The organism is Acidovorax sp., from assembly GCF_046291265.1.
Lineage (GTDB): Bacteria > Pseudomonadota > Gammaproteobacteria > Burkholderiales > Burkholderiaceae_C > Acidovorax.
In genome coordinates this window covers 64,654-79,012 of sequence record NZ_JBKBTV010000011.1, presented here as the reverse complement: position 1 = coordinate 79,012, position 14,359 = coordinate 64,654, and the positions used below count along the sequence as shown (strand labels likewise).

Annotated in this window: 11 protein-coding genes and 1 riboswitch; of the genes, 3 read left to right on the top strand and 8 right to left on the bottom strand. The window is 59.1% G+C overall.

Features of this window, described 5'->3' with window-relative positions:
* Positions 1-182 precede the first annotated feature (182 nt).
* From ACK41V_RS06580 to ACK41V_RS06565, 4 genes are all read right to left on the bottom strand, one after another.
* Complete coding sequence (locus ACK41V_RS06580; protein ID WP_409779528.1) at positions 183-893, bottom strand: DUF6776 family protein; 711 nt, start codon at positions 891-893, stop codon at positions 183-185.
* A gap of 160 nt (positions 894-1,053) precedes the next feature.
* Positions 1,054-1,446: a 30S ribosomal protein S9 gene (gene rpsI / locus ACK41V_RS06575; RefSeq protein ID WP_100409161.1), complete on the bottom strand. Its 393-nt coding sequence runs from the start codon at positions 1,444-1,446 to the stop codon at positions 1,054-1,056.
* 11 nt (positions 1,447-1,457) lie between these two features.
* Entirely contained in the window at positions 1,458-1,889 is a 432-nt protein-coding gene (gene rplM, locus ACK41V_RS06570) for a 50S ribosomal protein L13 (protein ID WP_409779524.1), read from the bottom strand.
* Between the two features lie 207 nt (positions 1,890-2,096).
* Positions 2,097-4,001, bottom strand: coding sequence for a serine/threonine protein kinase (locus ACK41V_RS06565; protein ID WP_409779585.1), 1,905 nt, complete (start codon positions 3,999-4,001; stop codon positions 2,097-2,099).
* 307 nt (positions 4,002-4,308) lie between these two features.
* On the opposite strand from ACK41V_RS06565, the gene ACK41V_RS06560 reads away from it, so the two are divergent.
* Positions 4,309-5,196, top strand: coding sequence for a 23S rRNA (adenine(2030)-N(6))-methyltransferase RlmJ (locus tag ACK41V_RS06560; RefSeq protein ID WP_409779521.1), 888 nt, complete (start codon positions 4,309-4,311; stop codon positions 5,194-5,196).
* A 78-nt stretch (positions 5,197-5,274) separates the two neighbouring features.
* Here ACK41V_RS06560 and ACK41V_RS06555 read toward each other — a convergent pair whose 3' ends face one another.
* The 4 genes from ACK41V_RS06555 to ahcY form a co-directional block, all read right to left on the bottom strand.
* Positions 5,275-5,826: a septal ring lytic transglycosylase RlpA family protein gene (locus tag ACK41V_RS06555; protein ID WP_409779518.1), complete on the bottom strand. Its 552-nt coding sequence runs from the start codon at positions 5,824-5,826 to the stop codon at positions 5,275-5,277.
* Positions 5,827-6,443: 617 nt separating this feature from the next.
* The gene (gene metF, locus ACK41V_RS06550) at positions 6,444-7,295 is read right to left on the bottom strand and encodes a methylenetetrahydrofolate reductase [NAD(P)H] (protein WP_409779515.1); all 852 of its coding nucleotides are present in this window, start codon (positions 7,293-7,295) and stop codon (positions 6,444-6,446) included.
* Positions 7,292-8,290, bottom strand: coding sequence for a TlyA family RNA methyltransferase (locus ACK41V_RS06545; RefSeq protein ID WP_409779513.1), 999 nt, complete (start codon positions 8,288-8,290; stop codon positions 7,292-7,294). The genes metF and ACK41V_RS06545 overlap by 4 nt, the downstream gene beginning before the upstream one ends.
* A gap of 201 nt (positions 8,291-8,491) precedes the next feature.
* Positions 8,492-9,925 carry an adenosylhomocysteinase gene (gene ahcY, locus ACK41V_RS06540; protein ID WP_409779510.1) on the bottom strand — a complete coding sequence of 478 codons (1,434 nt, stop codon included), beginning with the start codon at positions 9,923-9,925 and terminating at the stop codon, positions 8,492-8,494.
* A gap of 71 nt (positions 9,926-9,996) precedes the next feature.
* Positions 9,997-10,076, bottom strand: a riboswitch (S-adenosyl-L-homocysteine riboswitch).
* Between the two features lie 176 nt (positions 10,077-10,252).
* Here ahcY and ACK41V_RS06535 point away from each other — a divergent pair.
* Positions 10,253-11,881, top strand: coding sequence for a peptide chain release factor 3 (locus ACK41V_RS06535; RefSeq protein ID WP_409779508.1), 1,629 nt, complete (start codon positions 10,253-10,255; stop codon positions 11,879-11,881).
* Between the two features lie 17 nt (positions 11,882-11,898).
* The gene (locus tag ACK41V_RS06530) at positions 11,899-14,358 is read left to right on the top strand and encodes an acyltransferase family protein (protein ID WP_409779506.1); all 2,460 of its coding nucleotides are present in this window, start codon (positions 11,899-11,901) and stop codon (positions 14,356-14,358) included.
* The last annotated feature ends 1 nt before the right edge of the window (position 14,359 follow it).

Below are 14,359 nucleotides of genomic sequence, written 5' to 3'. Positions count from 1 at the left end.
GTACTCCTGAAAGCGCACGCCAGAGGGCAGTGCACGCATATTGAGAAACTACCGGAGGCACCTTATTGGGAGCATCCGCTAGGTGTGATCAAAATCGGAGAGTCTGATCAAAAAGCTGGCACTGAGAGGAACTGGAGAACGATCCCGCAGCGGGAACATTGCTATGGTCCGCGGAGACACCCTCAATCCAGCACCATGGTTTGGGTAGCGCGGACCGTCGCCCCCTCCATCACACGGGCCGTGACTGTTTTTACCACGGCATTGGGTGGCAGATTGAGCACGCCTTCAACACGGCGATATTGCTTAAGCTGAAGCGCTTGTCCTTGCGATGGCTGAGTCTGCGTCCATGACTTCCCGTCCTGGGTTCCGGCCAACACCAGCTCCAGCCGACCATTGAAATCCAGGGGATTGCGTGAGGCTTGGATCACCAATACCTGCCAGCGCAACTGCATCCCCCCCAGCACTTCGGCCTGCAGCCCGCGAATCGTCAGTCCTTCATTCGCTGCGGCAGGAATCAGTTTCTCGAAAAAACCGAGGTCTTCACGCAAGGTGCGGTTGTCAGCCTCCAGCTGCCGAACCTGCGCCATGAGGCTCTCTTTGGTCGCACGCTCGGCCACCAGAAGACTGTCCGCCGTGTGTGACACCGTTTGCTGTTCATTGCCTTCGTCGCGCAACCGGGTGACTTCCGCACGGAGCTGGAGCAGCTCGTCGCGCGAGACCGAGTCCAAGCCTGCAATGGATTTGCCAAACTCGAATGCCCACAAAGCCACTGCCGCGCAAAAGCCAAAAACCACGGCCAAGGCCACCCAACGGAAAGGCCACGGCAAGGCACTGCGGATGGCCACCCGTGGTGCGCTGATGGTCAGCCGACGGCGAAGCAAGCGAAGGCGCATGGCAGAAACGAGCGAATCATGGAAGGCGGGTTAGCAAGAAAAAACGCACCTTAAACGAAAAAACCGCCCGAGGGCGGTTTTTCTCTGTAAAGCACTCCCGAGGAGAGCTTCGCAAGGGAGCCCGCCCAACAAGGCGGACATCCTAGCAAAACGCCAAAGCTTAACGCTTGGAGAACTGCTTGGCGCGGCGCGCAGAGCGCAGGCCGACCTTCTTACGTTCCACTTCACGAGCATCGCGCGTCACGAAGCCAGCTTGGCTCAGTACGGGCTTGAGCGTCGCGTCGTAGTCGATCAGAGCGCGGGTGATACCGTGGCGGGCAGCGCCCGCTTGACCGGACTCACCACCGCCGTGCACGTTGATCATCACGTCGAAAGTTTCAGCGTGGTTGGTCAGCATCAGCGGCTGCTTGGCAATCATGATCGAGGTTTCGCGGCCAAAGTAGGACTGAATGTCCTTGCCGTTCACCGTGATCTTGCCGGAGCCTTTTTTCAGAAACACGCGGGCGACGCTGGACTTGCGACGGCCGGTGCCATTGTTCCATTCACCAATCATCTCAAGGCTCCTTAGATTTCCAGCACTTTAGGCTGCTGGGCGGTGTGGGGATGCTCTGCACCACCGTACACCTTGAGTTTCTTGATCATCGCGTAGCCAAGGGGGCCCTTGGGCAGCATGCCCTTGACAGCCTTTTCCAGCGCGCGGCCGGGGTGCTTGGCTTGCATGTCGCGGAAGTTCGTCGCCGTGATACCGCCGGGGTAACCCGAGTGACGGTAGTACACCTTGTCCAGGGACTTGGTGCCGGTGACCTTGATCTGGGCGGCGTTGATGATGACGATGAAGTCACCGGTGTCGACGTGAGGCGTGTAAATGGCCTTGTGTTTGCCGCGCAAACGGAGAGCAACTTCGCTGGCTACTCGTCCGAGGACCTTGTCGGTCGCGTCAATCACAAACCACTCGTGCACAACCTCAGCGGGCTTTGCGCTGAAAGTAGCAGTCATGAGTTTTCTCTTTAAAAGAGGGTTTGGCGGGTCCTTTTCCACGGTCGGTGCTTCTCTGAAGGAAGCCTCTTAGGTGGCAGAAAATCCTCGCCGCGGGACCACAAAGGCGCTGCGAAGCCCTCGATTATACGAATTTGTCGTACTTCAACGCAAGCACTCCACTTCATCCACCCAAAAGCGGACCCCTTCAGAACCCAATATCCTTGCTCAATTGGGTGTCTGGCGGCGGCGTTGCTCCTCGGCCTCAAAGCGACGGCGGTTTTCGACGCAGATGGACTGCCCGGCCTGGGAAGGCTTCTGGCACTCCTGATGGATGCACATGGGGCGCGCGAGGAAGTTGGCGTCCGCACACACCTCCTGCGGTGGCGGCACCCGAACCGGCGTCGGCCTGGGCCTGGGCGCAACCACGACCGGCGCAGGCTCGGGCGTTGGTTCCTCCTGCATCACCACAGGTGCAGGCACAGGCTCTGCCACCACCCGTTTGGGCGCGGCGCGGGGCGTTGGTTTGGAGACGGACACCACTGCCGATGCGGCCTCCGCCGCCATCACCGCCTCACTGGCTGCGGAAGCAGCAAGTTCTGCTGAGGGAGCACTTGCGCTGGCATCCACCAACGCAGCGTCCGCCGCGACAACAGAAGCCGGCGGTTCTGCAATCTCCGTGATGATGTCGTCTTTGGGCTCGGACGCTTGCTGCGCCCAGCGCAGTCCTGCTGCTGCGATCACTACGGCAACAGCACCCACCATCAACCAGATCACTGGCGCGCGGTGAAGGGATTTTGTTTTTTTGGCGGACCGCCCGGTGTCACGATCACCATTCGCGGGGCGCCGGTCAGACGGCAAGTGATGGCGTTCCCCCGAGTCTTTCCGGGCAGGCACCACCGCATCGTGTCGGGAATCTTCAGCCGCCACCGTATCCACAGCGTCGATGAAGACCGTGTCTCCCGGATCAAGCATCACCGTATCGAGTTCATCTTGGGCCGCAGCATGACTGCCTCCTTCAGCCGCACCATTGGACGTCGCACGTTGGGCATGTGCATGCATTTCAGCCACCATTTTGGGGGCTGACGTGACATCGACGGTGGGCGTGACCAGATCCAGACCGGGTTGATCGGCGGGCTCGACCCAGATGTCGCCCAGATCGGCTCGAAAATCGAAGTGCTGCACCCCTTCCGGCGGCGAAGTCATCTCCATCGTCTGCAGAAATGCGTCGATGCTCTGTGGACGATCCTCCGGCCGCAGGGACAATGACTGTGCGATAGCTGCTACAAAGGGCGCCGAATACTCTACGCCGAACTGCCGTTTGACGGTTTTTGCAACCCGCGGAAACGACACCATGCGGTCACGGATGGAGCGCAACGTGGCAGGTAACGGTGTGTCGTTGCAAAGACAGCCGTGTACCACCGCTGCCAGTGAATACAAATCGCTCCAGGGCCCCTGACGCAGTTCCTCATCGCCATCCGAATACTGCTCAATGGGCGCGTAATTCACCTTGAGGACCGCGGTGTGTTTGCGGTCCTGGTCGTTGATGGCATGCCGGGCCGCGCCAAGGTCCAGCAACACAGGCGGCCCGTTGTCCTGCAGAAAAATATTGTCGGGGGAAATATCGCGGTGCAGCGTATTTCCGTCGTGCAACACCCGCAGCGCGCCCAACACCGTCCACAACAGCTTTCGCAGCCATATCTCAGGCGGCGGGGTGCGCATCTGGGAGCGCGCCTGCTTGAAAGTCATGCCGCTGTACAACGGCATCACCATATAAGCGGTGTTGTTGGCCTCCCAGAAGCGGAACACCTTGACGAGCGAGGGATGATCGAACTGCGCCAACAAACGCGCTTCATCGACAAACGATGCCAATCCGGTCTGGAAGGTTTGCTGATCGGACGAGGACCGCACCCAAAGCGACTGCCCCTGCGCACGCCCCGCCAGCGCGGAGGGCATGTACTCCTTGATGGCCACGGCCCGGTGCAAGGAATGGTCAAACGCCTTGTAGACCATGCCAAAACCGCCAACCCCCAGCAAAGAGAGGATCTCGAATTCTGCGAGCCGACTCCCTGGCATCAGCGCATCCACATGGCTGACGCCGCTGGCTGGGGCTTGGCTAGAACTATCGGTCATGGTGAAAAGCGTGACGGGCGGGTTTGGGCGGGTTACAAATGCTGGAGCGGACTGCGCGAGCGACCAAAGAGTGGTCGCCATCGCGATCATGCTTTATGGCAGTTCGGAGAGTAGAAACAAAAGGCTTCCTGTTTGCCAAATACGTCACAGCCTGACCAACCAACCGCCGATTGTGCCGCGGCGCGCGAGCGTACACCACCCGCGACCATGACAAAACCGCATTACTTCATGAAGTACCGCGAAGCCGATGATGGGTCGGCTACCCCATTTCACCCAGTGTAAACACTGCACTGGTTACCATAGCGCCATGTTCAGTTATCGCCACGCCTTCCACGCAGGTAACCATGCCGATGTGCTTAAACACACGGTATTGATCGCCGCCTTGCAACACCTTACAGAGAAAGACGCGGCATTGACCGTGCTGGACACCCATGCGGGTGCCGGTCTGTACCGTCTGGATGGCGACTACGCGAATACCAGCGGGGAGTCCGTCGATGGAGTGGTCCGGCTGTTCGCCGCCAACACGCCAACCCTCACCCCTGCGCTGCAGGCCTACGTGGAGATGGTGCGCGCCTTCAACCAAGGAAACGCATTGCGCGTGTATCCCGGCTCCCCTTTCATCATTCAGCGCCTGCTGCGTGACCACGACAAGCTCAAACTGTTTGAACTGCACCCTACCGACTTGCGTGCGCTGGCAGGCAATGTCGCTCAACTGGAGGCGGGCCGCCAAGTCGCCGTTCTGCACGAAGATGGTTTTGAAGGCATCAAAAAATTCCTGCCTCCACCAGCCCGCCGCGCTTTGGTGCTGTGCGATCCCAGCTATGAAATCAAGAGCGACTACGCCAAGGTGCTGGACATGGCGGCTGACTCGCTCAAACGCTTTGCCACCGGCACCTATGCGTTCTGGTACCCCATCATCCCGCGCCCCGAGGCCCATGACCTGCCCCGTCGCCTCAAGACCATGGCCACCAAGGCCGGCAAGAGCTGGCTGCACGCCACGCTGACCGTCAAGAACAGCAAACTCACCGAAAACGCTGCGGGCGACATCAAACGCCCGGGCTTACCGGCCAGCGGCATGTTCCTGATCAACCCGCCGTTCACGCTGAAAGCAGCCTTGAAAGACGCGTTGCCACAAATGGCAGCGTTGCTGACTCAGGACAAGCACGCGACGCACACGCTGGAATCCGGGGGTTGATCCGCGTTCGCGGGAAAGTCGTTTTGACAACCCATCATTGGGCTGAGGGCTGAGGGCTGCCAGCCGAAGGCAAGTCGCTCAGTCGTCTTGACAGGTTGATCGCCCCGGGGGCAAGGGCACGACCTCGACAGGCTTGAGCCCCAGGCCGTGCAGCCCCAATTCAATGGCCGCTGCGCGGCTCAAATCCACGACGCGACCGCGCACGTGGGGCCCGCGGTCATTGACACGCACCACGACCCCGCGACCTGTGACCTGACTGCGCACACAGATCAGCGTTCCGAAAGCCAGCGTGCGATGGGCCGCCGTCATTGCAAACATGTCGAAACGCTCCCCACTGGCGGTCTTGCGGCGGTGGAAACCGGGGCCGTACCACGAGGCAATTCCAGTCTCTGCCGGAACCGATTCATCGTTTTCCACGATCTCTGGCTTTGGAGGAAGCATCTCCGCATCCTGCGCCTCAAGCTCCACACCCGCGTCAAACTGCCCCAGAAATTGCTCGGGAGCGTCCGCACGCTCCGCCCCGTGCGAGACCGAAGTCAGTAAAAGCAACGCCGATAGCGAAAGGGCCCAGCGCATGAATTCAGCGCCTGCATCTGGCCAGAAACGCCTCTTCAAATCGCCGAAGGTCATTGCGTTCACCCTCCGTCAAATCCGTCCTGGCGCGCTTGTTCGCAAGGATGCGACGCGATTCCGCACACTGCTGAGCCGCGCGCTCCTCTTGCTCCCTCGAAGCTTGCGCAGCCTGCTGGGACGCTTTTTCGCCGTCCCTTCGCTCCCGCTCCCTGGTCCTGCGCTCGGTGGACAGCCGTGATTGCGCATCCTGCTCCTCCTCGCGGCAGTCCCTCCGATACTCGCGCCGCATTCCTTCGAGTACATCGGCCTTGATGCCACGGGAATAGCCCGCCCGCATATTGTCATCCAGCGCTCTACAACGCGCGCTCATGTACTGGTGGTGGTCCGGCGTTTCCGGAGCAGAGCGAACCGGCGTGTTGTCATACCGCGGTGACGAATACTGTGCAGGGGCTGGCCCAGCCACCGCGGCAGTGGTTCTGGATCCTTCCGGGCAAGGACGTGACAACGTGAACGTGTTCCCACGGTCATCGCGGCAGTGATAACGCAGCTGCGCCTGCACCTCCGCCATTCCCCCGCACAAGACCAGCAAGATGGCAACGCCTCCAAATTTCATGACAACCCCATCCCTCGGCAAAATTTTTTGAAGAAGCAATGGTAGCCAATGAAGGCACTGATCAAATCCCCAGCCGACGGCAAATCTCCAGGGTCGCAACACTCTGGTTCATCGTATAAAAATGCAGCGCAGGCACGCCCGCACTGCGCAGTTGGTCACACAGGTCTGTCACCACGTCCAGCCCGAATGCCTTGATGCTGGCGGTGTCGTCGCCAAACGATTGCAAGCGCAACCGGATCCAGCGCGGGATTTCCGCGCCACAGGCGTCAGAAAAGCGCATCAGCTGCGTGGAGCTGGAAATCGGCATGATCCCCGGCACCACGGGCACATCCGCGCCGAGGCGATGGGCGTCTTCCACAAAGCGGAAATACGCATCGCTGTTGTAAAAATACTGGGTGATGGCGGCATCAGCGCCCGCCCGCACCTTGGCCACATACGCCTGCAGGTCGGCATCCGGCGACTTGGCCTGCGGATGCACCTCGGGGTAGGCGGCCACTTCGATCTGGAAGTCGCTGGCAGTCTCTGCACGGATAAATGCCACCAGGTCGCTGGCGTAATGGAACTCGCCGCCTGCGCCATACCCACTTGGCAGGTCACCCCGCAAGGCCACCAGGCGCTTCACGCCCATGGCCTTGAGGGTGGCGAGCTGTTCGCGCACAGACTGGCGCGTGGCGCCAATGCACGAAAAATGCGAGGCAGCACTGACCCCCTCTGCCAGGATTTCACGCACGGTGCCAAACGTGCCCTCCTGGGTGGAACCGCCGGCTCCGTAGGTCACCGAGCAAAAGTCCGGGTGCAAGACGTACAGCTGCTGGCGCACTGCGCGCAGCTTCTCGGCACCTTCCGGGGTCTTGGGTGGAAAAAACTCGAAGCTCACCGGAAACCCGGTGCCTTGTGCGCTGGCAGCAGTCATGCAGCCCTCCTCGCATAAACAAAAAATTCTCGGTTGCCGTCACCACCGTGGATTGGACTGTCGAGCCACGCCTTGACCACCAAGCCCTGCTCGGCGCAGCAATCACGGATGCGCTTTTCAACCACCGCATACAGCGACTCATCGCGCACGATGCCGCCCTTGCCCACCTGCCCCGGCTGCAGCTCGAACTGCGGCTTGACGAGCATCAGCAGGTCGCCGTCTGCCGCCAGCAGCGGCACCAGAGCGGGCAACACCAGCGTGAGAGAGATGAACGACAAATCGCCGGTCACCACACCAAACTCCGGCGTGATGTTGACCTCCGCGCGATCAGCGCGGCGTCGGCGCTCCACCGGCAGCGTGCCTTGCTCCCGGGCCTTGGCACGGGCTGCACGCTCGGACTTGAAGTGCTCGATGTCCTTGTCCTTGGCGTCGTCGCTGTCGTCGTACTCCTCGTCGACCTGGCCGCCGTTGCGCATCCAGCTGTAGGGGGCCTCAGGCTGGGTTTCGTTGTCTTCTTCGGTCTCGATGACTTCGGACAGCGCCACGTCACAGGCCAGCTCCAGCGCCTGCGGTGTGAGCGAACGCGCATTCACACCCTCCACACAGACCACCCGCGAGTCGCTCCGCAGCTGATCGTGCAGTTGGTCATGCCCCACGTCCACGCCAATCACCTGGTCCGCGCCCTGCTGAAGCAGGCAATCCGTAAAACCACCGGTGCTCTGCCCCACATCCAGACAGCGCCGCCCAGCCACCGACAGCCCCAGCGCCAGCAGCGCCCCTTCAAGCTTGAGCCCGCCGCGCGAGATGTACTTGGCCTCAGCGTCATCAAGCAGATGGACCTCGGCAATGGACGGGATGTCATCCCCATTCTTGCTCACCTTCTGCCACGGCGACAGCGGCGACAGGCGCCACTGAACACCCGCGGCAATCAGCCGCTGCGCCTGCGAACGGGTTGACGCATGGCCAGCTTCTACCAAGAAAATATCTGCGCGCATGCGCCCATCCTTTTTGAATGAAAATGGCCTCTAGCGCTTATCCATCAAGCGCTAGCAGCTATTATTTCAGGAGTAACCCAATCACAACTCCAGAGCGCCTGCAACAGGCATGCCGCAAAGTCAGCGCCCCCAGCAGGCCCGGTTTTCCAGCCTGCGTGGGGGTCGGCCCACATGGGACGGCATCGGGCCGTCCCAAGGGACTCAATAGCGGTAGGTATCAGGCTTGTAAGGGCCTTGCTTGGACACGCCGATGTAGGCGGCCTGCTCGTCGGACAGCTCGGTCAGCATGGCGCCGACCTTCTTCAGGTGCAGGCGGGCGACCTTTTCGTCGAGGTGCTTGGGCAGCACGTAGACCTGGCCGTTCTCGTAGCGGTCCTTGTGCATGAACAGCTCGATCTGGGCAATGGTCTGGTTGGCAAACGAGCTGGACATCACGAAGCTCGGGTGGCCCGTGCCGCAGCCCAGGTTCACCAGGCGGCCCTTGGCCAGCAGGATGATGCGCTTTCCGTCCGGGAAGATCACGTGGTCCACCTGGGGCTTGATCTCTTCCCACTCGTACTGCTCGAGCGTGGCGACCTGGATCTCGTTGTCGAAGTGACCAATGTTGCAGACGATGGCCTGGTCCTTCATGGCCTTCATGTGGTCGTGGGTGATCACGTCCTTGTTGCCGGTGGTGGTCACGAAGATGTCGGCCTTGTCGGCGGCGTATTCCATCGTGACGACCTTGTAGCCTTCCATCGCGGCCTGCAGGGCGTTGATGGGGTCGATCTCGGTCACCCAGACCTGGGCCGACAGCGCGCGCAGGGCCTGGGCGCTGCCCTTGCCCACGTCGCCGTAGCCGGCCACGCAGGCCACCTTGCCGGCGATCATCACGTCGGTGGCGCGCTTGATGCCGTCCACCAGCGACTCGCGGCAACCGTACAGGTTGTCGAACTTGCTCTTGGTCACCGAGTCGTTGACGTTGATCGCGCGGAACAGCAGCGTGCCCTTGGCCGACATTTCCTTCAAGCGGTGCACGCCGGTGGTGGTCTCTTCGGTCACGCCGATGATCTGGGCGCTCTTGCGGGTGTACCAGGTCGGGTCCACGGCCAGCTTGGCCTTGATCGAGGCGTACAGGCAGGTTTCTTCTTCGCTGGTGGGGTTGTCCAGCAGAGATGCATCCTTCTCGGCGCGCTGGCCCAGGTGCATCAGCAGCGTGGCGTCGCCGCCGTCGTCCAGGATCAGGTTGGGGCCTTCGCCTTCGCTGCCTGCGGGGCCAAAGTCAAAAATGCGGTGGGTGTAGTCCCAGTATTCGGCCAGGGTTTCACCCTTGATGGCGAACACGGGGGTGCCTGAAGCAGCAATGGCAGCGGCGGCGTGGTCTTGCGTGGAGAAGATGTTGCACGAGGCCCAGCGCACTTCGGCGCCCAAGGCCTGCAACGTCTCGATCAGCACGGCGGTCTGGATCGTCATGTGCAGGCTGCCCGTGATGCGGGCGCCCTTGAGCGCCTGCTGGCCAGCAAACTCCTCGCGGATGGCCATCAGGCCAGGCATCTCGGTTTCAGCGATGCGGATTTCTTTACGGCCCCATGCGGCCAGGCCGATGTCGGCAATGATGCAGTCGGTGTTGACTGGGGCGTTGACGCGTGCGTTCATGATGGTTTCTTGCTCCAAAGCATGTTTGAAAAACCACTGGTCGCGAAAGTGAAAAAGCTCACCACACGATAAGTGGATGAGCGTCGTTGCTAGATGACTCCGAGCCTCACGCCCCGCCTGTGCTGGGGACGCTGCAACGCTCCTCGGATCGGCGGATTATAAAAGCAAGTGCCCTGCCAGCGCCACGGCACCCCGAGAAACCACGATCTGCGTTGGACGGAACGGTAAAATCCCATGACCGCCAACCTGCGACTCCCTCGCAGGCACAGGCCGACCGACTCCCGCGCAAGGCGATCCGCCCCGCGCCCACCCCATTCAGGAACCCTTGTGTCCTACGCCCCAGAAACCCGGCGCCGCCGCACCTTTGCCATCATTTCCCACCCCGACGCGGGCAAGACGACGCTGACAGAAAAGCTGCTGCTGTTCTCGGGCGCGATCCAGATCGCGGGCGCGGTCAAAGGTCGCAAGGCCAGCCGCCACGCCACGTCCGACTGGATGGAGATTGAAAAGCAGCGCGGCATCTCGGTGGCCTCCAGCGTGATGCAGATGGAATACCGTGACCACGTGGTCAACCTGCTCGACACGCCTGGCCACAAGGACTTCAGCGAGGACACCTACCGCGTGTTGACGGCCGTTGACTCTGCCCTGATGGTCATCGACGCCGCCAACGGTGTGGAAGCGCAGACGCGCCGCCTGATCGAAGTCTGCCGCCAGCGCGACACGCCCATCATCACCTTCGTCAACAAGATGGACCGCGAAGTGCGTGACCCGCTGGACATCCTGGACGAGGTGGAGCGCGAACTGGGCATGCCCTGCTGCCCCATCACCTGGCCTGTGGGCCAGGGCAAAAGCTTCGGCGGCATCATCAACCTGCGCACGCAGAGCATGACGGTGTTCACCCCCGGCAGCGATCGGGGCCCCAAAGACTTTGAGGTGGTGCCACTGACCGAGTCCGACCGACTGCGCAAGCGCTTCGGCCAAAGCTTTGACGATGCGCTGGAGAGCATGGAACTGGCCGTTGGCGCATCGGCCGCATGGAGCCGTGAAGATTTTCTGGCAGGCAAGCTCACACCCGTGTTCTTTGGCTCCGGCGTCAACAACTTCGGTGTGATGGAGGTGCTGGACGCGGTGGTGGACATGTCGCCCCCACCCGGCCCACGCATCAGCACACTGCAGGTGAACAAGCAACCTGTCGTCAAGACCATCCAGCCCGAAGACGAAGGCTTCGCCGGTGTGGTGTTCAAGGTGCAGGCCAACATGGACGCGAACCACCGCGACCGCATCGCCTTTGTGCGAGTGGCCTCGGGCAAATACATGCCCGGCATGAAGCTCAAGGTGCAACGCACCGGCAAGGAGCTGCGCCCCACCAGCGTGGTGACCTTCATGTCGCAACGCCGCGAAGCGGTGGAAGAAGCCTACGCGGGCGACATCATCGGCTTCACCACGCACGGCGGCGTGCAACTGGGCGACACCATCACCGACGGCGCCAACCTGCAGTTCACCGGACTGCCCTTCTTTGCCCCTGAAATGTTCATGACCGTGGTGCTCAAGAATCCGCTGCGCACCAAGCAACTGCAGCAAGGCCTGGCCCAGCTGGGTGAAGAGGGCGCGATCCAGGTCTTCAAGCCCGACGCTGGCGGAAACATGCTGCTGGGCGCCGTGGGTCAGTTGCAGTTTGAAGTGGTGCAGCATCGCTTGAAGGCTGAATACGATGCCGACGTGCGACTGGAAGGCTGCCAGTACACCGGCGCCCGCTGGATCACCGCCGACACCCCGGCCGACCTTCGCGCGTTCACAGACGCCTACCCGTTGCGTTTGGCGCATGACGCGGCAGACACGCTGGCTTATCTGTGCACCAGCCCTTATGACGTGCGGTTGGCGCAGGAGCGGTTTCCGAAGATTCATTTTCATCCGCTGCGGGAGCATGCGGGGTTGGCGTTGCAAACGAGCGCGTAAGAAGGCCGAGAATCACCATGCTCGTATCACAGCAAGGCAAAGCAACAGCCCCACCGAGTAACAATTTCGACGCAATACGCATAGTGGCGGCATCGATAGTGCTTTACAGCCACCATTACGCATTAACTGGGCAAATGGAGCCCACATTCTTCGGCGTACACAGCTTGGGCGGCTTGGCTGTGACGATTTTTTTCGTGATCAGCGGGTATTTGGTCACGGCCAGCTGGCAGCGGGATCCAAGCCTTTGGCGTTTTGCCCTCAGGCGATTTTTGCGGATCTGGCCCGCCTTAACAGCCACAATCATCATTGTCGCTTATGGCTTAGGCACGCTAGTCACTGAGCTACCCATCAACGAATACCTGACGCACCGCGCTACAGCTAACTATCTGCAAGGGCTGTGGATGAAAATCCACTTCGTTCTGCCGGGTGTTTTCGAAAAAAACCCATATCCGCTAGGTGTCAACGGCTCACTGTGGACCATCCCGATCGAAGTGCGTTGCTACATTGCATTGGGCTTGGCGGGCTTGCTTGGCCTGCTGAAGTACACCCGAGTATTTCTGCTGTGCATTGCGCTCCTGATTGCCGGGTTCTTGGCACTCAGCAACGCCGACTTGACGGGAGCTGTGAACTACGGCCGCGAATTGTCAGCCTTTTTTCTGGCCGGTGCTGCGCTGTATTCGCTGGAATCCCACTGGAGCCGCCGCCCGGCACTATGGGCTGGCCTACTTAGCATCGCGGTTATCGCCACTTGGGCCGTTGGCTGGCGACACACAGCATTATTAATAGGATTACCGTTTGCTGTGATTTATGCTGGCACGCAAGCAAGCCCCTTTATCCGACGAGCAGGGCGCTGGGGCGATCCGTCTTACGGAATTTACCTATTTGCTTTTCCGATCCAGCAAACAATTATTCTCTACACATGGCCCTCTTTAGGCTTTGTAGGCACCCTCCTTCTAGCTCTGACTGCTACTTTCCTATTAGCTTATTTAAGCTGGCACTGTATCGAAAAACAAGCCTTGAAATGGAAACCCTCAGCCCACAAGACAAATTCAGTCAGCTCCTTAGCTCAAATTTTCGCAAGAAGATTTCATCAAACGACAGAATTTCAGCGCTTTTTTAGCTTGCTTTTCTTTCTGATTGTTTGCTATTCCGCCTGGTTAATTGCGTGCTGGCCAGGAGTTTTGGGCCAAGATAGCCTAGCCATCATGCTGGAAGTTGAGACAGATCGAAGCTTCGCATCCGGAAAACCAGCATTTTGGTATTTATACAACCTGATTTTTTACGGCTCTTGGCGCTTGACAGAAATTCCGATCATTTTTCAAATGGTCGTCTGCGCTCTGATTTGCACTCGAATTTTAAACTGGATGCTGCGCCATCGAATGTACAAGAGTTTTTTGTATAGCCTGTTCTGTATTGCGCTTGCACCCAGTGTTGTTTATTACTCCAGCAGCCTCTACGGAGATGGGATATATGCGATTTGCACAATTGGGATGCTATTTGAAATTTGGCGCAGTTACCGCACACGAAAAATAGATCGTACCGCGTGCTGGATGCTCCTCCTGACAGTTCCCTTTGCTCTTTTTGCCCGCCCCAATGGAATTATCAGCATATTGGCATTGATTGCATTAATCATTGCCCTACCCAAAACAGGCCGTTGGCGATTGATGGCACTTGTGCTTCCATGGTGCATCGTTGCCATTTTTGCCAATTCGCATTTCAAAAGAGAATCTCACGGAATATTTTATCCACTAGCACTATACGAAACCGTCGGTTTTCTCGAAGAGCGTCCAATGGGCCTGTGGGAACGAAATGAACCACGCGTAACTTCTGGGACAGTTGCAGCATTAACCTCCAGCGGCAAGAGCATTGAAAACATAAGAAAATTCTATGATCACTACTACTGGGATCCACTGGTTTATTTTCTTGAAGGCCCTCAATTGATGGCTCTACAAAAAAATGAAAAGAATGTGATTTTACAAGATTTTTTTATCTACAATGTTTGGCACAATTTCCCAGCATTTGCAGCCAGTCGAATTAATATTTTCTTATACTCGGCATTTGCCAATGGCGGGATTCCCGGCCTAGCAAGCGCCGAGATTATTTTACCCAAGACCTTATCGCATTCGGAGCCTCGCTTCCGCAATGGCGCGATTCATCGAACTATTTCAAAGTGGTTTGATTTTTCTCTTAATTACAGATTCATCTTATGGACGCCATGGGTGGGGCTAATTTTAATAATATATGGATGCTTCCGCACTTGGCATCGCAGAGATTACGCAGGGACCATCATCTGTGGAGTACTGGCGCTGCATCTCGCAGCGGTTTTCGGTTTTTCAATTGCAGGCGAATATCGATATCTACTGACATTTTTTATCGCGCCCTTGGTTCTATTCCCGGCACTCTATGCACGTCACTCAGCACCCGAAGAAGGCGCCGTCACTGCGGGAGTCTCCAGCCTAAAATTCATCTCTAAATAAA

Bases quoted from the DNA above. Each gene is read 5' to 3' on its own strand.
- ACK41V_RS06555 (WP_409779518.1), bottom strand. From the start codon at position 5,826: ATGACCTTCGGCGATTTGAAGAGGCGTTTCTGGCCAGATGCAGGCGCT.
- ACK41V_RS06565 (WP_409779585.1), bottom strand. From the start codon at position 4,001: ATGACCGATAGTTCTAGCCAAGCCCCAGCCAGCGGCGTCAGCCATGTG.
- metF (WP_409779515.1), bottom strand. From the start codon at position 7,295: ATGACTGCTGCCAGCGCACAAGGCACCGGGTTTCCGGTGAGCTTCGAG.
- ACK41V_RS06560 (WP_409779521.1), top strand. From the start codon at position 4,309: ATGTTCAGTTATCGCCACGCCTTCCACGCAGGTAACCATGCCGATGTG.
- rplM (WP_409779524.1), bottom strand. From the start codon at position 1,889: ATGACTGCTACTTTCAGCGCAAAGCCCGCTGAGGTTGTGCACGAGTGG.
- ahcY (WP_409779510.1), bottom strand. From the start codon at position 9,925: ATGAACGCACGCGTCAACGCCCCAGTCAACACCGACTGCATCATTGCC.
- ACK41V_RS06545 (WP_409779513.1), bottom strand. From the start codon at position 8,290: ATGCGCGCAGATATTTTCTTGGTAGAAGCTGGCCATGCGTCAACCCGT.
- rpsI (WP_100409161.1), bottom strand. From the start codon at position 1,446: ATGATTGGTGAATGGAACAATGGCACCGGCCGTCGCAAGTCCAGCGTC.
- ACK41V_RS06530 (WP_409779506.1), top strand. From the start codon at position 11,899: ATGCTCGTATCACAGCAAGGCAAAGCAACAGCCCCACCGAGTAACAAT.
- ACK41V_RS06580 (WP_409779528.1), bottom strand. From the start codon at position 893: ATGCGCCTTCGCTTGCTTCGCCGTCGGCTGACCATCAGCGCACCACGG.